25 protein-coding genes and 1 tRNA gene are annotated in these 23,246 nt (G+C 31.7%); 20 read left to right on the top strand and 6 right to left on the bottom strand.

Annotated elements, in window-relative coordinates:
- Window positions 1-72 precede the first annotated feature (72 nt).
- Window positions 73-819 carry a CAP domain-containing protein gene (locus QO263_RS16735; protein ID WP_285623914.1) on the bottom strand — a complete coding sequence of 249 codons (747 nt, stop codon included), beginning with the start codon at window positions 817-819 and terminating at the stop codon, window positions 73-75.
- Window positions 820-1,060: 241 nt separating this feature from the next.
- Here QO263_RS16735 and sigI point away from each other — a divergent pair, with 241 nt between their 5' ends.
- The 12 genes from sigI (at window position 1,061) to QO263_RS16675 (ending at window position 13,377) form a co-directional block, all read left to right on the top strand.
- Window positions 1,061-1,768: an RNA polymerase sigma-I factor gene (gene sigI, locus QO263_RS16730; RefSeq protein ID WP_285623910.1), complete on the top strand. Its 708-nt coding sequence runs from the start codon at window positions 1,061-1,063 to the stop codon at window positions 1,766-1,768.
- Between the two features lie 4 nt (window positions 1,769-1,772).
- Window positions 1,773-2,852 carry an anti-sigma factor domain-containing protein gene (locus QO263_RS16725; protein WP_285623908.1) on the top strand — a complete coding sequence of 360 codons (1,080 nt, stop codon included), beginning with the start codon at window positions 1,773-1,775 and terminating at the stop codon, window positions 2,850-2,852.
- Between the two features lie 417 nt (window positions 2,853-3,269).
- Window positions 3,270-4,127 carry a DegV family protein gene (locus tag QO263_RS16720; protein ID WP_285623906.1) on the top strand — a complete coding sequence of 286 codons (858 nt, stop codon included), beginning with the start codon at window positions 3,270-3,272 and terminating at the stop codon, window positions 4,125-4,127.
- Window positions 4,128-4,438: 311 nt separating this feature from the next.
- The gene (locus QO263_RS16715) at window positions 4,439-4,684 is read left to right on the top strand and encodes a (2Fe-2S) ferredoxin domain-containing protein (RefSeq protein ID WP_285623904.1); all 246 of its coding nucleotides are present in this window, start codon (window positions 4,439-4,441) and stop codon (window positions 4,682-4,684) included.
- Between the two features lies 1 nt (window position 4,685).
- Window positions 4,686-6,404: a [Fe-Fe] hydrogenase large subunit C-terminal domain-containing protein gene (locus QO263_RS16710; RefSeq protein ID WP_285623902.1), complete on the top strand. Its 1,719-nt coding sequence runs from the start codon at window positions 4,686-4,688 to the stop codon at window positions 6,402-6,404.
- The gene (locus tag QO263_RS16705) at window positions 6,404-7,576 is read left to right on the top strand and encodes a SpoIIE family protein phosphatase (protein WP_285623901.1); all 1,173 of its coding nucleotides are present in this window, start codon (window positions 6,404-6,406) and stop codon (window positions 7,574-7,576) included. The genes QO263_RS16710 and QO263_RS16705 overlap by 1 nt, the downstream gene beginning before the upstream one ends.
- Window positions 7,577-7,601: 25 nt before the next feature.
- Window positions 7,602-9,065 (top strand): 4Fe-4S dicluster domain-containing protein, encoded by a 1,464-nt coding sequence (locus QO263_RS16700; protein WP_285623899.1) that lies wholly within the window; start codon window positions 7,602-7,604, stop codon window positions 9,063-9,065.
- Window positions 9,066-9,260: 195 nt separating this feature from the next.
- Window positions 9,261-10,616 carry an alanine/glycine:cation symporter family protein gene (locus tag QO263_RS16695; protein WP_285623897.1) on the top strand — a complete coding sequence of 452 codons (1,356 nt, stop codon included), beginning with the start codon at window positions 9,261-9,263 and terminating at the stop codon, window positions 10,614-10,616.
- Window positions 10,617-10,707: 91 nt separating this feature from the next.
- Window positions 10,708-11,358 (top strand): TetR/AcrR family transcriptional regulator, encoded by a 651-nt coding sequence (locus tag QO263_RS16690; protein WP_285623895.1) that lies wholly within the window; start codon window positions 10,708-10,710, stop codon window positions 11,356-11,358.
- A 14-nt stretch (window positions 11,359-11,372) separates the two neighbouring features.
- A complete protein-coding gene (locus tag QO263_RS16685; protein WP_285623894.1) occupies window positions 11,373-11,909 on the top strand; it encodes a GNAT family N-acetyltransferase in 537 nt (178 codons plus the stop codon).
- A 221-nt stretch (window positions 11,910-12,130) separates the two neighbouring features.
- Window positions 12,131-12,206: transfer RNA gene (locus QO263_RS16680), tRNA-Lys, on the top strand.
- A gap of 28 nt (window positions 12,207-12,234) precedes the next feature.
- Window positions 12,235-13,377, top strand: a complete 1,143-nt coding sequence (locus tag QO263_RS16675) for a nucleoid-associated protein (RefSeq protein WP_352168986.1) — start codon at window positions 12,235-12,237, stop codon at window positions 13,375-13,377.
- 42 nt (window positions 13,378-13,419) lie between these two features.
- On the opposite strand, the gene QO263_RS16670 is transcribed toward QO263_RS16675, so the two are convergent.
- Entirely contained in the window at window positions 13,420-13,656 is a 237-nt protein-coding gene (locus QO263_RS16670; RefSeq protein ID WP_285623892.1) for a hypothetical protein, read from the bottom strand.
- Window positions 13,657-13,809: 153 nt separating this feature from the next.
- A complete protein-coding gene (locus tag QO263_RS16665) occupies window positions 13,810-14,163 on the bottom strand; it encodes a hypothetical protein (protein ID WP_285623891.1) in 354 nt (117 codons plus the stop codon).
- Window positions 14,164-14,373: 210 nt separating this feature from the next.
- Here QO263_RS16665 and QO263_RS16660 point away from each other — a divergent pair, with 210 nt between their 5' ends.
- The 3 genes from QO263_RS16660 to QO263_RS16650 all read left to right on the top strand — a co-directional run bounded on the left by QO263_RS16660 (window position 14,374) and on the right by QO263_RS16650 (window position 16,126).
- Window positions 14,374-14,574 (top strand): small, acid-soluble spore protein, alpha/beta type, encoded by a 201-nt coding sequence (locus QO263_RS16660; protein ID WP_285623890.1) that lies wholly within the window; start codon window positions 14,374-14,376, stop codon window positions 14,572-14,574.
- 155 nt (window positions 14,575-14,729) lie between these two features.
- A complete protein-coding gene (locus tag QO263_RS16655) occupies window positions 14,730-15,188 on the top strand; it encodes an NfeD family protein (protein WP_285623888.1) in 459 nt (152 codons plus the stop codon).
- Window positions 15,188-16,126: an SPFH domain-containing protein gene (locus QO263_RS16650; protein WP_285623886.1), complete on the top strand. Its 939-nt coding sequence runs from the start codon at window positions 15,188-15,190 to the stop codon at window positions 16,124-16,126. Before QO263_RS16655 ends, QO263_RS16650 begins: the two co-directional genes overlap by 1 nt.
- Window positions 16,127-16,195: 69 nt before the next feature.
- On the opposite strand, the gene QO263_RS16645 is transcribed toward QO263_RS16650, so the two are convergent.
- Window positions 16,196-17,827, bottom strand: a complete 1,632-nt coding sequence (locus tag QO263_RS16645; protein WP_285623884.1) for an MBL fold metallo-hydrolase RNA specificity domain-containing protein — start codon at window positions 17,825-17,827, stop codon at window positions 16,196-16,198.
- 210 nt (window positions 17,828-18,037) lie between these two features.
- Here QO263_RS16645 and QO263_RS16640 point away from each other — a divergent pair, with 210 nt between their 5' ends.
- The 3 genes from QO263_RS16640 to QO263_RS16630 all read left to right on the top strand — a co-directional run bounded on the left by QO263_RS16640 (window position 18,038) and on the right by QO263_RS16630 (window position 19,035).
- Window positions 18,038-18,457 (top strand): acyl-CoA thioesterase, encoded by a 420-nt coding sequence (locus QO263_RS16640; RefSeq protein WP_285623882.1) that lies wholly within the window; start codon window positions 18,038-18,040, stop codon window positions 18,455-18,457.
- A 96-nt stretch (window positions 18,458-18,553) separates the two neighbouring features.
- On the top strand, window positions 18,554-18,817 hold the full coding sequence (locus tag QO263_RS16635; RefSeq protein WP_285623880.1) for a hypothetical protein: 264 nt from the start codon (window positions 18,554-18,556) through the stop codon (window positions 18,815-18,817).
- Between the two features lie 68 nt (window positions 18,818-18,885).
- Window positions 18,886-19,035, top strand: coding sequence for a hypothetical protein (locus QO263_RS16630; protein ID WP_285623878.1), 150 nt, complete (start codon window positions 18,886-18,888; stop codon window positions 19,033-19,035).
- A gap of 96 nt (window positions 19,036-19,131) precedes the next feature.
- On the opposite strand, the gene QO263_RS16625 is transcribed toward QO263_RS16630, so the two are convergent.
- The gene (locus QO263_RS16625; protein ID WP_285623876.1) at window positions 19,132-19,257 is read right to left on the bottom strand and encodes a hypothetical protein; all 126 of its coding nucleotides are present in this window, start codon (window positions 19,255-19,257) and stop codon (window positions 19,132-19,134) included.
- A 27-nt stretch (window positions 19,258-19,284) separates the two neighbouring features.
- Window positions 19,285-19,410, bottom strand: a complete 126-nt coding sequence (locus tag QO263_RS16620; protein ID WP_285623874.1) for a hypothetical protein — start codon at window positions 19,408-19,410, stop codon at window positions 19,285-19,287.
- Window positions 19,411-19,823: 413 nt separating this feature from the next.
- On the opposite strand from QO263_RS16620, the gene QO263_RS16615 reads away from it, so the two are divergent.
- Both QO263_RS16615 and QO263_RS16610 read left to right on the top strand, forming a co-directional pair.
- Window positions 19,824-20,564, top strand: coding sequence for an HAD family hydrolase (locus QO263_RS16615; protein WP_285623872.1), 741 nt, complete (start codon window positions 19,824-19,826; stop codon window positions 20,562-20,564).
- Between the two features lie 275 nt (window positions 20,565-20,839).
- Window positions 20,840-23,191: an ABC transporter substrate-binding protein gene (locus tag QO263_RS16610; RefSeq protein ID WP_285623870.1), complete on the top strand. Its 2,352-nt coding sequence runs from the start codon at window positions 20,840-20,842 to the stop codon at window positions 23,189-23,191.
- Window positions 23,192-23,246 lie beyond the last annotated feature (55 nt).

The following is a 23,246-nucleotide window of genomic DNA, read 5'->3' as shown; positions in this document are numbered from 1 at the left end:
AGGCTAGAAGGGAGTATTCCTTTCTAGTCTTATATAATTCCATCCAAATTTTCAAGAATCCAAATCTAAATATTATTTTGGTTTACTAATAAAAAATTCAACAATAATATTTCCATAGCTTTTACTAGCCTGCGCCCCTACTCCTATATGAGTATAGTTAGTGTTTAGAATATTTTTTCTATGGTCTTCAGAGTTCATTAGGGCCTGATGGGCATCTTCAATAGAAGGATTACCGGCTAAATTTTCGCCAGCATGCAGATATTTAATTCCCAAATTATTTAACATATCAAAAGGATTTCCATAAGTAGGAGAATTGTGACTGAAGTAATTATGGTCTACCATATCCTTAGCCTTCATTCTAGCAACCCTTGCTACTTCCATATCCACAGTTAGAGGAGGAAGATTTGCTTTGGCTCTTTCTTGATTTACTAATGTCACCATCTGTTGCTCCTCTGCTGTAAGTCTGACTGCACCTTGTATTTGAGTATCCTTAAAATCATCTACTACAGGCTCTACATCATTTTCCGATACTATTCCTATTTGATTATTGTCTAGTCTTACGATATACCAATTATCTGATTTTCCTACTGTATTAAGTAAAGTACCTTTATTAACTGTTTGCATTACATTAGATTCAGTTCCAGTACCGCTCCTTATTTCACAATTATCTACTGCTGCTCTTACAGTTCTCACAGTATTAGTTCCATTTATTGAGGACTGATTCCTAAGCATTTCTCCAGTATCTGGCCTTTGTGGTTGTCTAATGCATGAAACTGTTAAAAGTAAACAAAGAAGGACAAGAGATATTTTCTTTATCATTATTTAGCACCTCCATTGCTAATATTATTAGGAGTTTAATCTAAATATATAATTAGTAAAAGATTCCTGTTTTTGGTTTTAGTATAATTATTTTTAAAAACTATAGTATAATTGATAATCAAAGGGTAATAAATTTTCTATATAAAATAGACTGTGTATTATTTGATTGGAAAAGCTACCTTGATTATTATATAAAACTTAACGAATATATATTGATGCCGTATGGAAAAGAGGTGACCTGATGTTTTTTAAGAGTTCTCTTGAAGACAGAGTAGAGAAAGCAAAAAATAATCCAGAAGAAATAAATAGGCTTATTGAAGAATATAAGCCATTTATAGCAAGTACAGTTCAGAAGAGAACGGGACGTTTCCTAGAGTATGGCCATGATGATGAGCTTACTATTGGGATGCTAGCATTTAAAGAGTCAATAGATTCCTTTGATAAAAGCAAGGGCAAGTTCCTCAGTTTTGCAAAACATGTCATTAACTTAAGAATGATAGACTATTATCGAAAGACAAAAAAAGAGGGAAATGTTATTTCATTGGAATTGATTAGTCAGAATGATAATGAAAGTACAGTTGATATTGGATCAATAAGGTCTATAGAAGAATATGAAAAAGAAAGAGAAAATGAAGCTAGAAAGCTTGAAATTCTTCAATATAAAAAGGAGCTAAGTGATTGGCAAATTGAATTTTCAGATTTAGTAAAAGTATCTCCTAAGCAAGAAAAGCTAAGAAGTCTTTATAAGGATGTCGCAAAATTAATAATAGAAAACAAAGAGTTATTTGATATATTAGTTGCAAAACAAAGATTACCAATAAAAGAAATTGAAAGTCTAACTGGCATACATCGAAAAAAATTAGAAAGAGGTCGAATATATATAATATCATTAGTAATAGTGATGGAAGGCGATTATCCTTACTTAAAAGAATATGCGGACTGGAGGTGATATTGTGAGAGGAATAGTAATGGAAAAAAATAAAAGCGGGCTTATTGTAATGACTGATAATGGTCAGTTTTTAGAAATAAAAAATCATGTTAAATCAGTAGAAATTGGACAAGAAATAGAAGTAAAAAATAATCCTATTCATAAATCTGAAATATTTAGGAAAGTTGCTTCAATAGCAGCTGCAATTATATTGTTTTTATCGAGCGGATACGGTATACTTGGATACCATACAGTTTATGGTTATGTAGATGTGGATATAAACCCAAATGTAGAGCTTTCATATAATCGATATAAAAGAGTAATAGGCATAAAAAGTCTTAACAAAGATGGAGAAAATATTTTAGCGAATGTTAAAGACTATAAAAATCAACCTATAGAGGTAGTAGTAAATAAAATTATAGATAGTGCAATTAAAGAAAATTATATAAAGAATAACGAGGAAAATACAGTTCTTGTTACAATAACAGGAAATAAAAATGAAATTGATGATAAAAAAATATTAGAAGAAATAGATACCCACATAAAGGATTCATCAGTTGAAGCTAAAGTAGTAGTTATAAAAAGTGATAAAAAATCCTATGATGATGCAAAGAAAAATAGCTTATCTCCTGGAAAGGCTAAATTAATTGAAAAGGCAGCGGCTGCAAACAAAGATATTAATCCAAGCGAGATTAAAGATAAATCAATCAATGAAATAATGAGCATTATAAAAGAAAATAAAAAGGAAAATAAAGGAATATATAAAGGCATGAAAAATGTAGAGAAATGGAACAAGGAGTTAGATAAAAATAATAAAAGCATAGAAAAAGAAGATAAGAAAAAAGAGGACAAATTAAATACCAATAGCAAAAAATATGATGAGAAGGATAATAAAATCTACAAATGGGATAATAAGATTAATAAAAAAACAAATACTGGTAAGAGCGATAGTGAAAAGAAGGATAACAAATTAATCAACAATTCGAATATAAGGAATCAAAATAAGAACAATAAAAATAGTAATTACGATAATAAGAATAAAGAAATACAAACAAATAAGAGTAAGAAAAGTAATTCAAACAATAGTCAAAAAAATAGAAGATAAAAGCATAAAACCTAAGCCCTTGCTTGATGCTAGGGCTTTTCTCATGTTGCTATGTGGACTGTATTATGCATTTTCTTAGAGCAGTGAAAGAATAATTAAGAGTGCTACAATAGAAACAGCAATGGCAATAACACCATACAATACCTTTTTTCTTATGAAAAAAATCCTAGCCATAATATCACCCCTTGTATATATTTATAAACTAGGGTACAGTATTCCATATTATAATCTATTTGCAAGACCGAAGATATATTCATAAAACGTACAAATTGTTTTTAGCAAAGTTATTAAATAAATTATAGAAAGTATATTAATTTGAAACATAAATGATAGTATTATATAGCGGTTTAGATTTACAGATTAAGACAAGTATAATATAATAAGGGATACAAAGATTTATTTATGAGGAGTGATTATGTGAAAACTAGGATTATTACAGATAGTGCATGCGATTTGTCACTTGATTTAATTAAAAAATTTGAAATAGACCTATTGCCTATACTAGTTTATCTAGGAGAAAATGAATATAAAGACGGAGAAACATTAAAACCAAAAGAGCTTTATGATAACATGAGGGAAGGAAAAGTATATAAGACAGCTCAAATACCACCTCATGTATTTAAAGAAAAATTTGAAGAATATGCAAAGAAAAAAGAGCCTTGTATTTACATAGCTTTTTCATCTGGACTATCTGGAACATATCAAGCCTCTCTCATGGCAAAAAATGAAATACTAGAAGATTATCCAGATTTCGATTTAACCATAATAGACACAAAATGTGCATCTGGTGGCTTTGGACTAGTAGTGCTAAAGGCTGCTCAAATGGCTAAAGAAGGTGTCTCAAAGGAAGACATAGTAAAAACAGCTATTTTTTATTCTAAGCATATGGAGCATATATTTACAGTGGATGATTTAGAGTATCTGTATAGAGGAGGACGAGTTAGCAGAACAGCTGCTGTAGTAGGCTCTCTTCTAAATATTAAACCTATACTTCATGTAGAAGATGGGAAGCTAATTCCTCTAGAAAAGATAAGAGGAAGAAATAAGGTTTTAAAAAGAATGATAGAGATAATTGAAGAAAGAGGAGCTAATTTAAGCAGACAAACCATAGGTATAACTCATGGAGATGACCTAGAAGTAGCTATGAAAGCAAAAGAAATGATAGAAGAAAGATTTAAATGTAAGGAATTTGTCATAGGAACTATAGGTTGCGCTGTTGGAGCACATTCAGGCCCTGGAACTTTAGCTATATTTTTTTTGAACGAAGAGGAATAAAAATATACTATAAAAAAGCTTCATAATCTTTTCATGAAGCTTTTTTATATATAGTAAAAAGTCTGTTAATATGGAAATTATGTTATTTGATTTAGAAAAGACCTTTCTTAACTTTTCGTAATAATTATATTAATTTGCTATAGCCTGCTCAAACACTTAGCTTGATAAGTTATTATAATTTAGCAACAACATTGATAAAAATATAACAAACAAGTATACTGTATTTATAGATTATATTAAGCGAATTAAAAGGGAAAAAATTTTAGCAAACATTGTTAATAATATAACAATAAAGAAGGGGGATTGCAATTATGGTAACTATAAATGTCTGCATTGGCAGTGCATGTCACTTAAAGGGGGCCTACGAAGTGATAAATAATCTGCAACATATTATAGAAGAAAGAGAGCTGTCAGAAAAGGTTATTGTAAAGGCCGCCTTTTGCCTAGGGGAATGTACAAAGGCAGTATCTGTAAGAGTTGATGAGGATAAAGTAGTTTCAGTTGGGGAGGAAACTGTGAAGGAATTTTTTGAACAGCATGTAGTTGGGAGGCTATAAAATGAAATTTATAAGTTTTACAAGGGAGAATTGCAACAACTGCTATAAATGCTTGAGAACATGTCCTTCTAAAGCCATAACTATTCTTGAAGATCATGCTGAAATAGTTGATGATTTATGTATTTCTTGTGGGAAATGTCAGGTTGTATGCCAAAAAGAGGCACTACATATTAAGAGTAATATAGAACAAGTAAAAGAGGCTATACAAAATAAAAAAAGAGTGATAGCTAGTATAGCACCATCATTTCCTGGAGCATTTAATATAGATGATGAGTATAAAATTGTAACAGCATTAAAGCTCCTTGGATTTGAAATGGTTGAGGAAACAGCAATAGGTGCTGAAATAGTACTAGATTATTATGATAAGTATTGGGAAGAAGAAAAATATGAAAACCTTATTACTACAAGCTGTCCTTCAGTTAATAATCTCATAGAAAAATACTATCCTTCATTGACTAAATACATGATACCAGTAGTATCTCCAATGATTGCCCATGGAAAGTTATTAAAGCATAGATATGGAATGGATAGTGTAGTAGTATTCATAGGGCCATGCCTTGCTAAAAAAGCCGAGGCAGAAGATTTTCAGCACAGGGGAATAATCGATTCTGTTTTGACCTTTGAAGAATTATCACATTGGTTTGCAGAAGAAAATATAGTATTGAACAATCTCAAACCTCAGCCCTTTAACCATACTTCATACAAGAGGGGAAGCTCATTTCCTGCAAAAGGAGGATTGGTTGATCATAATGGTTCTAATGAAAGTAAGTATGAAATAATGAGGATAAATGGAGTAGAAAACTGTAAGGAATTTCTCGAGTGCATTGAAAATAACAGCATAAGTGGTATTTTTGTAGAATTAAATATATGTAATAACAGCTGTATAGATGGACCGGGAATGCCTAGAGACAATACCAACCATTATGTTAGGAAGGATAAAATAAAAGGATATATAAATAAAAAGAGAAATCGCAATCAAGGCGATATTGAATATAATTATGAAAAGATTGATTTTACTAAGATATTTTTTAATAGAAAGGCAAATAGAAAAACTGCTTCTGAGAAAGAGCTTAGAGAGATATTAGGGAAAATGGGCAAGCATAAGCCAGAAGATGAGCTTAATTGTAATGCATGTGGTTATTTTTCATGTAGAGAAAAGGCGGAATCCGTATTTGAGGGAATGTCCGATATAAATATGTGTCTGCCTTTTATGAGAGCAGAAGCAGAAAGTCTAAGAAATGTTATATTTGAAAATAGCCCAAACATAATTTTCCTTCTAGATGAAGAGCTTTGCGTAAAGGAATTTAATCCTAAATCTGAAAGAGCATTTGGAATAAAGGCTGAGAATATAAAAGGGGAGCCTATATTAAAGCTCATAGATGAAGATATTTTTAGGAGAGTTATTTCAACTAAAGAGAATTTAGTAGGCCAAAAAGTTTTTTATCCTGAATATGGTCTAGTTCTAATAGGAAATATTATATATCTTGAAAAGGAAAAAGTTTTAATGGTAATTATGACTGATGTGACCTTGGCGGAAAAAAATAAGGAAGAGCTTGCTATAGTAAAAGAAAAGACTATAAATGCAGCACAGGAAGTAATCGAAAAGCAGATGAGAGTAGCTCAAGAGATTGCAAGTCTTCTAGGGGAGACTACTGCAGAGACAAAGGTTATACTTACAAAGCTAAAGGATATAGCTCTAGGGGAAGCAGGTGATATTTAATGGACTTCTTCGTAGACGTTGCATATGACAGTCTAAACAAATATGGAGAAGAGCTTTGTGGAGATAAGGTAGAAATAATCAATACTGATAATAGCATCATAGTAGTCTTAGCAGATGGATTAGGCAGTGGAGTAAAAGCAAATATACTAGCAACTCTAACAACTAAAATAGCAGGTACTATGTTAAAAGAAGGGGCGAGCATTCTAGAAACCGTAGATACAATAGCCAATACTCTTCCCGTATGTAATGTTAGAAAGCTTGCATACTCAACCTTTGGAATAATTAAAATTCAGGAGGATGGAACGGCTTATATTATAGAATATGATAATCCTCCTTTATTTTTTACTAGAAATAATGAAACTATGATGATTGAAAAGAATGATATAGTAATAAACGAAAAAAAGATAAAAGAAAGCTATATAAAGCTTGAAGAAGGAGATGTCATCACACTTGTAAGTGATGGAGTAATACATGCTGGTGTAGGAGGAATATTGAATCTAGGCTGGCAATGGGACAATGTATCTGATTATCTAATAAGACAAATCCGAAACAAGAAGAGTGCTAGAAGCATATCTAGAGGGCTTATAGATACATGTAAATGCTTGTATGCAGGCAAGCCGGGAGACGATACTACAGTTGTCACAATAAAAGTTCGACAGCCTGAAGTAGTAGACTTATTTACGGGGCCACCAGAAAATGAAGAAAACGATCAAAAGCTTGTTCAAGACTTTATGAAAAGTAAAGGAAAAAAAATAGTCTGCGGAGGTACTGCTGCAAAGATAGTGGGTAGGGAGCTTAAGCGTGATATTGAGGTTGATCTAGCTTCTATGACTGTAGATGTTCCACCTATGGCTATTATAAGAGGAATAGATTTGGTTACGGAGGGTGTGCTTACTCTCAGCAGAGCAGTAGATAAAATAAAAAAATATAGAAATAGTTCCTCCAATGGAGAAAAAATATACAATCTAAACGGTAAGGATGGAGCATCATGTTTGGCTAAGACGCTAATAGAAGACTGCACGCATTTAAATCTTTGGGTAGGAAAAGCCATCAATCCAGCCCACCAGAATCCTAGCTTACCAGTTGATTTAAGTATCAAACTTAAAGTGGTTAAAGAACTTTCCTCATTGATGGAAAGCATGGGCAAGATAGTAAAAATTAATTATGTTTAGTATGGAAGCAAAGGGGAGGACTTGCATGAGAAAATTTGAAAATCAGGTTCAGCTCATTAAATATGAAGTTTTAAGAGAAGTATCCAGATTAGCTTTGGAAGGGAGACTTGATGAAAGTTTAGATACAATTCCATCCATAATAGATCCAGGACCTGAGCCAAGAACTAGATGTTGTATTCATAAGGAGCGAGCCATAACAGTTGAGAGAGTGAGATTAGCATTAGGAGGAAATAAAAATAATGACAATATAGTAGAGGTTCTAGAAACGGCATGCGATGCTTGCCCTATAAATCGCTTTGTAGTTACAGAAGCTTGCAGAGGATGTCTTGCACATAGATGCTATGATGCATGTCCTGTAGATGCTATACATTTCGTGGAGCATAGGGCATATATAAATCCTAATAAATGTATAGAGTGCGGAAAGTGCAAGGAATCGTGTCCCTATAATGCCATATCTGATGTAATGAGGCCATGCAAAAGAGCATGTCCTACATCAGCATTATCTATTAATGAAGATAAAAAGGCTGTTATTGATAATGAAAAATGCATTCAATGTGGAGCATGTGTTTATCAATGTCCTTTTGGGGCAGTAATGGATAAGTCAAGTATTGTAGAGATAATAGAGCTATTAAAAAAAGCTAAGTATGACAAAAATACTAAAGTATATGCAATAATAGCTCCTGCAATTTCAAGTCAATTTACATATGCAAAGATTGGTCAGGTAGTAAATGGAATTAAAATGTTAGGCTTTCATAATGTCGTAGAGGCTGCACTCGGTGCAGATATAATAGCTAAGCATGAGGCTATAGAGTTTGCCCAAAACATAGAAAATCAAAAAATTATGACTAGTTCATGTTGTCCAGCATTTGTCTCATTTATAAAGAAAATTTATCCTATGCTAGAGAGCAAAATATCTCATTCAGTATCTCCAATGATTGCGGTTTCAAGGCTTATAAAGAGTACTGATGAGAATTCTAAGGTAGTTTTCATAGGACCATGTATTGCAAAAAAAATGGAGATTAAAGAGGAAGATTTAAGCGGAAGCGTAGATTATGTAATGACTTTTGAGGAGCTAACTGCAGTATTAGATGCTGCGGAAATCAAGATTGAATACTGCGATGAAGCAGTGCTTGATAATGCATCATTCTTTGGAAGAATATTTGCTAGAACAGGAGGACTTTCAGAGGCAGTAAGGCATGTAATTGAAACTGACAACATAGATATAGCATATAAGCCAATAAGCTGTGATGGCATAAAAGAATGTGATAAAGCCCTAAAGCTTGCTAGAGTCAATAGGCTTGATGCAAATTTCATTGAAGGAATGGTGTGTACAGGAGGCTGCATTGGAGGAGCAGCGTCGTTGCATCATGGTCCTAAGGATAGAAATGAAGTAGATAAATATGGAAAGCTTGCTATAGAAAAAGGTGTCAATGATAGCTTAAGAGTCTTTGATATTGATAAATTAGCTCTTGAAAGAGAAACTAAATAAATAATTGCCAATTAAGGGCAGAAAGAATCTTATAAAATTGCTTTCTGCTCTTCATTTTTTTGCTTTTTTAGCTTCGAAAATATTTTGGGAAAATAGAAATCCTATATAATCCTTTTTTGCCATATAGTTATGATAATATAAAGCCCCCACAAAGAAAAAACTAAAAGAAAGAAAAAAACTGGGAGGTTCTTTATAATGGCTAATATTATGGAAATTGTTAATAAAATAAATGATGTATTATGGGGACCATTTATGATGTTTCTTTTACTAGGTACAGGTCTTATGTACACATTAAGACTTAGATTTTTACAAGTTACGAAACTAGGTACAGCCATGAAGCAAATATTTAGGAAGAAAGAAGGAGAATCAGGAGCAGAAGGATTATCGCCTTTTCAATCTCTTACTACTGCCATAGCTGCTCAAGTAGGTACTGGAAACTTAGCAGGTGTAGCTACAGCAATAGCCTCGGGAGGACCAGGAGCAGTATTTTGGATGTGGATTAGTGCTTTTTTTGGAATGGGTACCATATTTTCAGAAGCGGTATTAGCGCAGTTATTTAATGAAGAGAGAGATGGGGTATTAACAGGAGGTCCAGCGTATTATATAAGTAAGGGATTAAAAAGCAAATTTCTCGCTGGATTTTTTGCAGTATTCATTGTAATAGCATTGGGAATAATGGGTAACATAGTTCAATCAAACTCTATAGCAGTAGCAATAAAAAATGCGGCACCTGCAATACCACCTTTAGCTGTTGGGATTGTAATTGCCATATTAGCGGGATTGATTTTTATAGGTGGAATAAGCCGTATAGGATCTTTTACAGAAAAGTTAGTTCCAATAATGGCGGCATTTTATTTAATTGGTGGGATAGTTATTTTAGTAATAAATGCTGATATGTTTATACCTGCTTTTAAGATGATAATATATGGTGCATTTAATCCGAAAGCGGCAACTGGTGGACTTATAGGAGTGACAGTAAAAGAAAGTATGAGGTATGGAATAGCAAGAGGTCTTTTTTCTAATGAAGCAGGTATGGGTTCAACACCACATGCTCATGCAGTGGCAAAGGTTGATCACCCTGTTCAGCAAGGCTTAGTAGCTATGATTGGAGTTATAGTAGATACAGGTATAGTATGTACAATTACAGCTTTAGTCATATTGACAACAGGGTCATTAGGTTCTGGACTTACTGGAGCTGAATTGACACAGGAGGGCTTCCGTTTAGGATTAAGCAGTATTACTGGTAACTTTGGAATTCAGTTTATAGCAATAACCTTGTTCTTTTTTGCATTTTCAACTATAATAGGGTGGTATTTCTTTGGTGAGCAAAATATTAAATTCCTATTTGGAAATAGTGGTGTACCATTCTATAGAGTTTTGGTTCTAGCAGGAATTATAATAGGAACTTTATTAGATGTGGAGCTTGTATGGGGTTTAGCTGATATGTTTAATGCACTTATGGTTATACCAAACCTTATTGCTTTAATAGGATTGTCGTCACTAGTAGTAAAATCAGTAAAAGATTTCAGAGAAAAATATGAAAAACAGTAGAATGGTTTTCATATTGATAATCTGATAAATCGTGATATAATATGACTATAAAGTCATAAACTGACACTTATAACAAAAGGGGGTTGTTAAGGTGCCAAAAAATACTTTTTTCAATTTACCTAAAGATAAAATCGATAAAATAGTTGAAGCAGCCATAGATGAATTTGAGGAATACTCATACGAAAATGCAAGTATTAATAGAATAGTGGAGAGTGCAGAAATAGCAAAAGGAAGTTTTTACCAGTATTTTGAAGATAAAAAGGATTTATATAGATATATAGTAGGAGAATCAGAAAAGAAAAAGCTTTCATATCTAGATGTTGCAATTAAAAAACAGGATATCTCAGACTATTTTGATTCATTAAAGGATATTTTTCTTTCAGAAGTTAAATTTGCTATAGATTTACCAAAGCTTTCAGCTATAAGTCTAGATTTTAAAAAAAATCGTAATATAGAATTTAAAAAGGAAATACTAGAGGAATCCTTAAGTACTGATAATGTGTTTGAAGAATTAATATTAAAAGGGATAGACAATAAAGATATAAATGATTCCATAGATGTTAAGCTAAAGGCTTTTTTACTTACATCATTAAGTATGTCTATATTAGATTACTTCATATTTGAAACCAATTTAAATTATGAAAAAGCAGTTGAATATATAGAAAATATAGTACAGCTGTTAAAAGATGGTACAAAAGTTAAGAAAAAAACAAAGAGAAATTTTGAAGACAGGTTTTATTAAATGGGGGAGATAGTGTGTTTGTTGGAAAAAAGGTAAAGCTAAGAGGTTTAAAAATTGAAGATGTAGAGCCAGCATATCAGTATATGTGTGATCCTGAGGTATTGCTAAATATAAGTCCTGGAATACCATATCCAATGACATTAGAAAGAGAGAAGCAATGGTTTGAGAACCAAATAGCAATGAAGGATACATATAATTTTTCTATAGAGGATATTGAAACAGGTTTATATATAGGAGGCTGCGGCATAAACAAAATTGATTGGAAGAACAGAGTAGCTACAGTTGGTATATATATTGGAGACAAGGATTTTAGAGGAAAGGGCTATGGAACAGAAGCCATGGGTCTTTTAATTGATTTTATATTTAATCAAATGAATATCAATAGAATTCAGCTTTTTGTTTTTTCATTTAACGAAAGAGCTATAGGGTCATATAAAAAGAATGGGTTTGTAGAAGAAGGCAAACTGAAACAATCAGTTTTTAGAAATGGTAGATACTATGATGAAGTAATTATGAGTATATTAAGAGAGGATTATGCTAACATAAAGTAGTCTATGATGAAATAAAGGTTCCAGCAGTAGAGAGCCTTTATTTTTTATGTGCATTGGACATTAGAAAGTGTGCACAAAGCGTGTTGATTGCTTGGTACTAAAGATAAATAAAAAGCCAATAAAAGGCAACTTAAAAAGAAGTAAATAAAAAATAATTAAATTTAAATTTTCTATAGACAAGATCAAAATATAGTAGTATAATATCTTTTGTAGTCAATTTTGCATCTTTAGCTCAGTTGGTAGAGCAACTGACTCTTAATCAGTGGGTCCAGGGTTCGAGTCCCTGAAGATGCACCAGAAAATTATAGCAAAATAAGGCTTGCAGATGTTTTTCTGTAAGTCTTTTTTCATGCTTATTTTGTCTTTGCACACTTTTTATTGCAGAAAAGTATTAAGAAATCCATTTCTTGATTTTCTAAAAATATCCTTGAAAGGTATGATTATAGTGTCCGTGGAAAATATATCTATAAAAAAAATAGTTGTGCATATATTAGATAACAATTTACAAATGCCTGTTTTTTCGGAAGTTGAGAGTCAATTGGATGATGATATTATAGAATTTGTTGGAAGACATATTGAAAAAATAGTTGATGACGACAGTTTGAAATCTGCGACTTTTATTGAAGAAGATAATAAAGTAAGATCAATATGTGAAAAAATATCAAAGGAAAATGAGTTTTTCTTAAAAGGTACCATAGATATGGGAGATGTTTTATTCAAGATAATGTATGAAAACGTGGAAATTCCACCAGCAGATGTGATATTCATTCTATTTGACATAGATAGTGTAATGTATCTTGGAATATTAAAGCTTAATTATAAACACTCATACATACATCATATTGAAACCACAGAAAGTGGAATTATTAATTCAATAGTTAAGCAAAAAACTACTTTACCTTCAATAGGGCAAAGAGTAGATGAGTGTGCCATAATCAATTTAGAGGATTTTTCTTTAAATCTTTATGAGAAAAAATATAACATTAACGATGAGAAGATTTACTATTTTTCATCCATGTTTTTAAAATGCAGCAGTCAAATATCCTTAAATGAGAAAGTAAAGATATTCACAAAGGCCACCAAAAAATTTAGTGAAACATATTTTGATGAAGATCCAGTAATTCATGCAGAAATAAAAAAAGCTGTAGTTGAAAGTATAGAAGAAAATGAAGCGATAGACGTTGAAGAAGTGGCAAAATCAGTATTTTCACAAAATCCGCAGCTTAAACAAGAATATATAGAACATGTAGAAAAAGCTGGGATAAAAGAAAAAAGTATTCCTATTGATAATGAAAAAATAGTAGATAAAAACTTTAGAAAGCAGAAAATCAAAACAGATACAGGAGTAGAAATCAGTCTGCCTGTTGAATACTATGGAAATAATGATAAAATTGAGTTTATTACCAATGCAGATGGTACGATATCAATACTAATAAAGGATATAGGCAAAATAACACATAACAAATAAACAGAAATAAACAGGAAATTTTTTGGCTTCAAAGGGAGGGAATTACCTCCCTGATTTTTTGTTGACCTTCTTAACCCAGAAATCATTATCAGATATTCCACAAAGAGGACATTTCTTTACATTTAGCCTTTTATCTTTAATAAATACAACTATATTATTGCAATATGGGCACCAGCTTTGTCCTTTCTTTAGCCTAATATTTTCAGGAATTTTTTTTGTTCCAACCTGTTTTGCTTTTCCTATTAATTCATATATAGTTAGCTGTTCATCATTTGTCATATGCAGCCCTCCAACTCAAGCCTTGTTTCCTTCATTTAATTCAACATCTATTATACCAATAAAATTTTATTTTTTATATAGGAATTTAGATATTAATAACAAGCTTTCTTAGAATAAAAAGCCCTCTAAGAACTAGAGGGCCGAAATTATTGATTAGTAAAAATTATTAGAGTTTGAGCTATTTGACTTTTGTACTTTTTGTTTAGCCTTCTGTTTTTCATATTGTCCTACAGAAGTCGAATTGCTTAGTGTTGGCATCATACTTGATGTCATACCTGTAGTAAATTCATTAGTAGCATTCATATTTTGTTTTGCATTATTTATTTCTCCAAAACCTACTGAAGTAGAATTACTTAGGTTTGCCATAGTATTTGATGTCATACCAGTCGCAAAGCTTTGACTCATATTCGAACTATTGTTCATCTTTTGCCTTGCGTTTTGCGCTTCGCTTTGGCTTATATTTTTAGAATTTTTCAAACTAGGAACTCTACCCATAGTATTCTTCATTAGCTCATTCCTCCAATTAAAGTTTTAGTAAGTTTTTCACTTACATGATTATTATCTGCAATAAAACACTTAATATATACTATAAATAATTGATGAATTTGATTATTTTACTAGTACTGTTATTAGTCTGCATAAAATTACCTAGTATCTAAAGCTATTTATATATACAAAATAAATAATGAATGAAAATTAAATATCGAGGTGATTTATTTGACTAGAAGAGCATTGAATCCTAATGCAGAAAAAGCTTTAGAGGAAATGAAGCTAGAAATATCAAAGAAAATGGGTTTGGCTAATAATCTAAACAAATTAGATCCAATAGAAAATATGTTTACTGCTGGTCTCGTAGGCGGAATGATGACAAAAAATTTAGTTGAAATGGGACAGAAACAATTAATTAATAAAAAATAACTAGAAAATAAAGGCTAAAGGGTTTTGGTACCTTGGCCTTTTATATATCATTGTTATATTTCTGACAACCCTGTTATAACGAGTGAAAATGTGGTATATTATGAATATAGGATTAATATTAATTATTCTATACTGAGTTGAAAGGGGGCATAAATTTGGGATTTCAACTAACTAATAGTATGTTATGGCTAATAGCAGCTATAGCCTTTGGTTTTATTGAAGCAATCACACTTGGAGTGGCTACAATTTGGTTTGCAGTAGGAGCTTTAATAGCCTGGGTAATTTCATTATTTGATGCACCATTATGGGCCCAAGTTCTAACGTTTTTAGTTTCATCAAGTGTACTTCTATACTTCACAAGGCCAATAGCACAAAAAGTACTGAAAATAGGTCATACTAAAACAAATACAGAGACACTAAAGGGTAAAACAGGAGTTGTGATTAAAGAAATAGATAATATACAAGGAATTGGCCAAGTCAAGGTTTCAGGACAGATATGGTCAGCAAAGTCCTTTGATGATGAGAAAATATTAGAAGACAGTATCATAGAAATATTAGATATACAGGGTGTAAAGCTAGTAGTTAAACAAAAAAGTAAAGGGGAGGAATCATAATGGCAGGAATTATAACGTTTATTGTTTTACTTTTTATTGCTTTAATTTTAGTTATGACTAATATCAGAATAGTACCTCAAGCGTATGCTTATGTTGTTGAAAGGCTTGGAGCATACCAGGATACATGGGGAGTAGGTCTACATGTTAAGATACCTCTGATAGATAGGGTAGCTAAGAGAGTATCATTAAAGGAGCAGGTAGCAGATTTTGCTCCTCAGCCAGTTATTACTAAGGATAATGTAACTATGCAAATTGATACAGTTATATTTTTTCAAATAACTGACCCTAAGTTATTTACTTATGGTGTGGAATATCCACTAGCTGCAATTGAAAATCTTACTGCTACTACATTAAGAAATATAATTGGAGATTTAGAATTAGATGAGACTCTAACTAGTCGTGATACTATAAACACAGAGATGCGTTTAATACTTGATGAAGCCACAGATCCATGGGGGATAAAAGTAAATAGAGTTGAATTAAAGAACATTATACCACCTAGAGAAATTCAAGATGCAATGGAAAAGCAAATGAAAGCAGAAAGAGAAAGAAGAGAAGCTATATTAAGAGCTGAGGGAGAGAAAAAATCAGCTATCCTTGTATCTGAAGGGAAAAAAGAGTCTGCTATTCTAGAAGCCGAAGCAGAAAAGCAAGCAGCCATATTAAGGGCAGAGGCTAAAAAGGAAGCAGCTATTAGAGAAGCTGAAGGTCAAGCTGAAGCTATTATGAAAGTCCAAAACGCAACTGCAGAAGGACTTAAAATGATAAAGGAAGCTGGAGCAGATCAATCAGTAATTGCACTAAAAAGCTTGGAATCTTTAGCTAAAGTTGCAGATGGCAAGGCTACTAAGATTATTATTCCTTCCGAAATACAAAATTTAGCTGGATTAGCTACTTCATTAAAAGAAATAATGAGTAATGATGAAAAAAATAAATAGATAATATAATAACTGCCAATACTATTTAGATTTGAAATAATAATATAATAGTTTTGGCAGTTATTTATTTTATTCACTAATTAAGATATTTAAGTCCATTAGCTTCTTTTGAAGCTCTATTAAGTTGTTTTTTAGTGAATCATAATCTTTTTTCAAAGTTTCATCATCCATCATTTTTCCTGTTTTAGATACAAGTCCTTCAAACTGATCATATACTTGCTGTAGCTCTACCTTTATATTATCTTTTAATTTAATAGTTTCTACAATATCAATGAGTTCATTGTCAATAATATCAGTATCTAATTCATAGGCTGAATTCATGGCAGGGATTACAGATTCTATATTAAAATGCTTTTCAATGGCTTGAGATAGTCCTAGAGATGATTCACTTTCACCATGGACTATAAAAACATTTTTAGGTAGTTTTTTGAAACCCCTCATCCAATCTATTAGTCCTTTTTGATCAGTATGTCCAGAAAATCCTTCAACACTGTGAATTTCAGCTTCTACAGCTATCTTATCTCCTAACAATTTTACACTTTTTATCCCGTCTTTAAGCATTCTTCCCAAGGTTCCCTCAGCTTGATATCCTACAAATACAATACTATTGGATTTTTTCCATAGATTATATTTAATGTGATGACGGATTCTCCCTGCATTGCACATTCCACTAGCTGAAATAATTACTTTAGGGAAATCATATGAGTTTAATCTCATTGAATCCTCCTGAGAGCGAATGTAATGAAGATTTTGAAACTCAAAGGGGTTGTCCCCACTTAATATTAACTTTTTAGCTTCAGCATCAAAACAATCCGAGTTTTCTTGAAAAATTTTAGTTGCAGATACAGCCATAGGACTATCAATATATATTGGAATTCTCATAAATGCTTCAATATTTTTATTATATTCGTAATACTTATTCAGTTCATATATTAACTCTTGAGTTCTTCCAACTGCAAAGGAAGGAATAACAACTGTTCCGCCCCTTAAAACAGTGGAATCAATTATTTTAGTAAGTCTCTCTACCCTGTTTTCCACATTTATATGCTCTCTGTTTCCGTAAGTAGATTCAATAATAAGATAATCAGCTTCTTCAATATATTCAGGATCTCTTAATATTGGTTTGTTAGGCAATCCTAAGTCACCAGAGAACACTACTTTTACTGTTTTTTCTTTTTCTTTTATCCATAATTCTACTATAGAAGAGCCTAATATATGACCAGCATCCCTAAACCTAATAGATATTTCATCATTTAAATTTATTTTTTGACCGTACAGTATAGGCTTAAAATACCTTAGACTTGTGGAGGCATCCTTTGCAGTATAAAGAGGCTCTACTAATGGTTTACCAGCTCTGTTTCTTTTTTTGTTTTCCCATTTTGCATCAGATTCCTGTATATGACCACTATCAAGTAGCATTATTTCGCATAAATCACTAGTTGCTTTAGTGCAAATTATTTGTCCCTCAAAGCCTTCCTTTACTAGCTTTGGAATTCTACCACTATGGTCAATATGCGCATGGCTTAAAATTAAATAATCTATTTCTGCAGGATTAAACTGAAATTCTTCATAATTTAGCTTTTCAAGATTCTCACTACCTTGAAATAGTCCGCAGTCAATAAGAATTTTGCTTTTTTCTGTAGTGAGTAAAAAACATGAACCAGTTACTACTCTAGCTGCACCTAAAAATTGAATTTTCATCTTCATCCCCTACCTTTATTATATGTTGTTATATGAATGTTTAAAGTGATATATTTATTATATCACAACCTAAATATATTCTAGTTTTTTTACAATAGACAGTCTTAACCTATTAGGACAACTTTACAAAGATAGACAACTATTTGTGTTAAAGCATAACATAAGAAAATATTATAGTATGTAATCATAAATAATTATAGGAGGAGAAAAATGAACAGAATAAAAATATCACGCCTAGTAAAATCAGAAGATTTAAATCATCACGGAACATTATTTGCAGGTAGGATGGCAGAATGGTTTGTAGAAGCTTGCTTTATAAGTGGAGCAAGAGAAACAGGCAAGCCAGAGAATATAGTATGTGTCAATGTACATGGTTTAACCTTTACAACACCAGGTAACAAGGGGGATATTGTAAATTTAGAAAGTTATGTTGTAAAAGCAGGAAAAACTAGCTTTACTGTATATGGGAAAATAACCAGAAACAACTCAGATAAAATCATATCTGATGGATTTATAACATTTGTTTTTGTAGATGAAAATAATAAATCTATGCCTCACAATATTGTGCTAGACGAACCAAAAGATGAAGAAGAAAAAGAATCCAGAGAAAGAGCACTAAGGCTGAAATAATAACAGACTAGAGAAATCTAGTCATTTTTTTACTCTTTACACAGAACACTTGTTCTGTTATAATATAAATAGAGGAAAATTACGGGGAGTGATACTATGATAGATCATGTCATCAATTACTCTTTAAAAAATCGTAAGCCTATAGACATTATATATATGAAGGGTATGGAAATAACAAAAAGAAAAATAAGGGTTTTTAATATAAGCGGCAATCTTATAAAGGCCGTTGATATTGATAAAGGTGTCATAAGAAGCTTTAAAAGAGATTCTATTTTGTCAGCTATGCATACAGTATCTTTTAATTATAATGATGCGAAAATCGAAAATCATAAGCCTAAAACTAATAATATTATGCAGTAGCCAATGCAAAGGAACTTTTTTCGCTATATTTATGTCTAATTATCTAAATCTATAAAAGGGGTTTTACTATGCTTACTAAAAGAGAAAAGGATATTATAAGAGCAATAATTATTTCTATAGATAGCAGAAACTCTATAAAAGTCAGATTAAGAGATAGGAAAAACAAGCCTATGATAGAGAAAAAGCATGTAAATGTACATCATAGCCCTAATGTCTAAATAGCATAGAAAAAGAGGGGCTCAAATATCCCTCTTTTTCTTATATATTGATCATTTGACCATGATGTAGCTTTGAAAGGCTTTTGCTTTTCTATTTTAGAATTTTCCAAATCCTCTATCAGTTCCACATGTGCAGAAAATGATTACTAGCAGTATGAAGAAGAACAAAAGCTCGCTTCCTACGCCGCCTTCGCAATCACGTCTCCAATTAGTTTCTACCATAACACAACCTCCTTATTTTTTTATAGATTAAAATTTACCAAATCCACAGCTAGAACCGGAGAAGCAGAAACAGATTATAAGGATAATAAGAATTATCCAAATAAATTCTCCTCCAAAGAATCCACATCCTTGTTTACCAGCAGTATCTACCATGAAACACCCTCCTTTATATTGTTGATTTAGTGGTGTGACTTAAAGATTACCATTTACCAAATCCGTCACGGTTACAGAAGCAACAGAAGATAATAATGATGATAATTATCCAAATAAATTCTCCTCCAAAAAAGCCGCATCCTTGTTTACCAGTAGTCTCTGTCATAAAAATACCCTCCTTTATATTAACAATCAAACATATTTTATGTTGTTAATACATTATATGTAATGTAGTTTTTTTGGTGAAAAAGAAGTTTAACTTTTTTGAATAGTACACATGGAATAGGGAAGAAATATTATAATAGCCATATATTTAATAAAAATATGGGTATAAAAAATGCAATAATCAATTGCAATTTTATAATTATCAGAATATAATAGTAATATTTAATCTTAATAAAGGGGTGGTAGAAATGGGTAACATATCAGCATTTTTTGATATAGATGGAACTATTTATAGAAATTCACTAATGATTCAGCATTTTAAGAAGCTAATAAAATACGAGGTTATAGACCCATACATTTGGCATAGCAGTGTCAAGCATACTTATGATGAATGGGAAAAAAGATATGGTGATTATGAAGACTATTTAGAGGAGCTAGCAGATGTATATTTAAAGGAACTAAAGGGAGTTAACAAGTCAAATATAGAATTCATTGCAAGTCAAGTCATAAACCTCAATGGTGATAAGGTTTACAAATATTCTAGAACAAGAATTGATTGGCACAGAAAAGAAGGGCATAAAATTTTTTTCATCTCTGGAAGCCCTGATTTTTTAGTATCTAAGATGGCTGAAAAATACGGTGTCACTGAATTTAGAGGGACAACATATGTAGTAGATGAAAACAATAACTTTACTGGTGAAATCATTAAGATGTGGGATTCAGATAATAAGCAGAAGACTATAGATGAATTTGTTGAAAAATATGATGTAGATTTGCCAAATAGCTTTGCCTATGGAGACACTCAAGGAGATTTTTCTATGCTAAAAATGGTAGGAAATCCTATAGCTATCAATCCCAATAAAAATCTTTTCAATTCCATAAAGAATGATCCAGAGCTTTCAAAGAAAACTCAGATAATAGTAGAGAGAAAGGATATAGTATATAAATTAAACTCTGACACAGAGATTATAAAAGGATTATATGAATAAAATTTAAAAAATGGTGCTTAGATTGTTTCTTTAAGTTCTTTATTTATGATATTGAGTATTTGCAATGTGTCTAATTAAAATCCCTAATAGGAAATTTCTGTTAAATCTTGACGAACTTTGACGAAGAATGTCGAGAAAATATATAATTTTCAGAATATGATTGACAAAAGAACGGAAAGATATATAATTATTTCTAAGGTAGTATATAATTATATTAAGGCTGATACGTTAAAAAGCATAAAGACGTATCTCAAAAAAAATAAGGGGGTAAAAAAATGAAAAGAAAAAAAATCTTTAAAGTGTTGAGACCAATGCTTGTATTAATGTTGGTGCTTAGCATGATGATTTCAGCAGTTGGCTGTAAGGGCAAGGATGTTCCAAGTACAACTGGTGATGGCGATGATCCTGGCAAAGTAGATGGTAATCAAAGTAATGCTAGCTATACATATAATGATTACATGGCAGGATCTCCTAAAACATGGAATCCTCATGAGTGGGAAACCAATTCTGACAGTTACATTATGACTTATACGCAATTTGGACTTTACGAGTATGGATTTAATGAAACCTATGATAAATATGTATTTGTGCCTGAGATGGCAGTTGATTTTCCAGTAGATATTACTAAAGAATATGCAGGAAATGAAGTTTATGGAGTACCTGCTGATGCAACAGAAGGATATGCATTTAAGATTGCCTTAAATGAAAAAGCAGCATGGGAAAATGGGGACAAAATCAATGCAGATAATTATATCTACTCTATGAAGCAGATGTTAAATCCTGAAATGAAAAATTATCGTGCAAGTAGTTATTATTCAGGAACTCTAACTCTAGCTAATGCAGAAGATTATTATAAACAAAATGAACCTATATATACTGATATATATAAGGATGATGCTTACCGTGATGTAGCTGACTCTGATATGAAATTCAGCTTAACAAAACCAGTAGTTTTTTTTAATGGTGATACTGCAAAAAAATATTATGATTCAGATTCTAGTCCATTTATGGATGAGGCAGGCAATGACCTTTTTGCAAAATACTCTTCACAAGACTATAATGATTTAACAGATGAAGCTAAGAAAGACCTTTTAACTATAGCTAAAGCAATTGGAGACACTAATCCTGAAGCATATAAGGAATTCTGCTTTACTTATGATGGTGAAAGAGAAAGCATGGATTTTGAAAAAGTTGGCTTAAAGAAAACAGGAGAATACGAAATAACTCTTATTTTAAGCAAACCAATAACAGATTTCTATTTGAAATATAATCTGGCAGGTGGCAGCTGGCTAGTACATGAAGGCTTGTATGAGAAAAACAAAAAAGAAACAGGAGATATAATAAAGACAACTTATGGTACCTCAGTAGATACTTATATGTCCTATGGACCATATAAATTAACTGAATATCAGCAAGATAAGCAAATAAGAATGGAAAGAAATGAAAACTGGTATGGCTACACTGATGGAAAACATGAAGGATTGTTCCAAACAACTGCAATAGATACTCAGATAGTTCCTGCTCAAGCTACAGCTTTACAGCTATTCATTCAAGGAAAGCTTGATAATGTAGACTTAATTGCAGAGGATATGGGAACATATAGAACAAGTGACTATATATTGTATACTCCTCAAACCTATACTTCTAAATTTACTTTTAATAGTGATAAGGCTGCGCTTAAGAGTCGTGAGGTTCCAGGAGTAAATAGAACTATATTAGCATACAAGGATTTCCGTAAGGCATTTGCTTTATCAATAGATAGGCAAGAGTTTGCTGCGCAATGTACAGCAACGCATGTTGCTGGCTTTGGATTACTTAATAATTTGTATATATATGATCCTGAAACAGGTTCGTCTTATAGAGGCTCAGAACAAGGAAAACAAGCATTAATGAAGTTGTACAATGCTGACAGCGTAGATGATATAACTGGTTATGATAAGGTACAGGCTGCAGAATTGTTTACAAAAGCATATAATGATGCTTTAGCTGCTGGAGATATAAAAGCTGGAGATAAGATTGAATTAGAATTTTTGGTCTATAAATCTGATGAAAGTTATGTTAAGATAGTTAACTTTGTACAGGATGCTATAAATGCTGCAATTGTAGGTACACCATTAGAAAATAAGGTTACAATAAAAATGGTACCTGACGAAGATTATTATGACCATGCTAAACAAGGAGCATTTGAAATCATAATCAGTACTTGGGGCGGTTCCGGAATGGATCCATATGGTTTAATGGAGGTTTATACTAAGTATGAATCTTTGCATGAATATGGATTTAAACCAGATATTCAAAAATGTACTATCAATGTAAATGGAGAAGAGATGACAAAGACATTCCTTGAGTGGTATGAAGCTCTATGTAATGGTGAATATGTAACAGCAGATCCTGATACAAAACTTCAAATACTTGCTGGTATGGAGTATGGGATACTAGAGACATATGTTACTACACCAATTTATTATAGAACTGCAACTTCATTATATTCACAAAAAATAGAATATCCAACTTATGATTTTGTTCAAATAATACAGTTCGGTGGTGTACGTTATATGACATACAACTATACAGACGCAGAATGGGAAAAATATTGTTCAGATAACAATAATCAACTTGACTATTAATTATTAAACTAAAGTCTACTAAGGTGTTTCACCTTAGTAGACTATTATATGATAA

The organism is Proteiniborus sp. MB09-C3, assembly GCF_030263895.1.
Lineage (GTDB): Bacteria > Bacillota > Clostridia > Tissierellales > Proteiniboraceae > Proteiniborus.
Note: the sequence above shows the minus strand (reverse complement) of the source record. Positions and strands in the feature narration are given on the sequence as shown.

Coding starts and splice junctions, on each gene's coding strand:
- QO263_RS16735 (WP_285623914.1), bottom strand. CDS start 819: ATGATAAAGAAAATATCTCTTGTCCTTCTTTGTTTACTTTTAACAGTT.
- sigI (WP_285623910.1), top strand. CDS start 1,061: ATGTTTTTTAAGAGTTCTCTTGAAGACAGAGTAGAGAAAGCAAAAAAT.
- QO263_RS16715 (WP_285623904.1), top strand. CDS start 4,439: ATGGTAACTATAAATGTCTGCATTGGCAGTGCATGTCACTTAAAGGGG.
- QO263_RS16710 (WP_285623902.1), top strand. CDS start 4,686: ATGAAATTTATAAGTTTTACAAGGGAGAATTGCAACAACTGCTATAAA.
- QO263_RS16705 (WP_285623901.1), top strand. CDS start 6,404: ATGGACTTCTTCGTAGACGTTGCATATGACAGTCTAAACAAATATGGA.
- QO263_RS16700 (WP_285623899.1), top strand. CDS start 7,602: ATGAGAAAATTTGAAAATCAGGTTCAGCTCATTAAATATGAAGTTTTA.
- QO263_RS16695 (WP_285623897.1), top strand. CDS start 9,261: ATGGCTAATATTATGGAAATTGTTAATAAAATAAATGATGTATTATGG.
- QO263_RS16675 (WP_352168986.1), top strand. CDS start 12,235: ATGTTTTTCTGTAAGTCTTTTTTCATGCTTATTTTGTCTTTGCACACT.
- QO263_RS16670 (WP_285623892.1), bottom strand. CDS start 13,656: ATGACAAATGATGAACAGCTAACTATATATGAATTAATAGGAAAAGCA.
- QO263_RS16665 (WP_285623891.1), bottom strand. CDS start 14,163: ATGAAGAATACTATGGGTAGAGTTCCTAGTTTGAAAAATTCTAAAAAT.
- QO263_RS16650 (WP_285623886.1), top strand. CDS start 15,188: ATGGCAGGAATTATAACGTTTATTGTTTTACTTTTTATTGCTTTAATT.
- QO263_RS16645 (WP_285623884.1), bottom strand. CDS start 17,827: ATGAAAATTCAATTTTTAGGTGCAGCTAGAGTAGTAACTGGTTCATGT.
- QO263_RS16640 (WP_285623882.1), top strand. CDS start 18,038: ATGAACAGAATAAAAATATCACGCCTAGTAAAATCAGAAGATTTAAAT.
- QO263_RS16635 (WP_285623880.1), top strand. CDS start 18,554: ATGATAGATCATGTCATCAATTACTCTTTAAAAAATCGTAAGCCTATA.
- QO263_RS16630 (WP_285623878.1), top strand. CDS start 18,886: ATGCTTACTAAAAGAGAAAAGGATATTATAAGAGCAATAATTATTTCT.
- QO263_RS16625 (WP_285623876.1), bottom strand. CDS start 19,257: ATGGTAGAAACTAATTGGAGACGTGATTGCGAAGGCGGCGTAGGAAGC.
- QO263_RS16620 (WP_285623874.1), bottom strand. CDS start 19,410: ATGGTAGATACTGCTGGTAAACAAGGATGTGGATTCTTTGGAGGAGAA.
- QO263_RS16615 (WP_285623872.1), top strand. CDS start 19,824: ATGGGTAACATATCAGCATTTTTTGATATAGATGGAACTATTTATAGA.
- QO263_RS16610 (WP_285623870.1), top strand. CDS start 20,840: ATGAAAAGAAAAAAAATCTTTAAAGTGTTGAGACCAATGCTTGTATTA.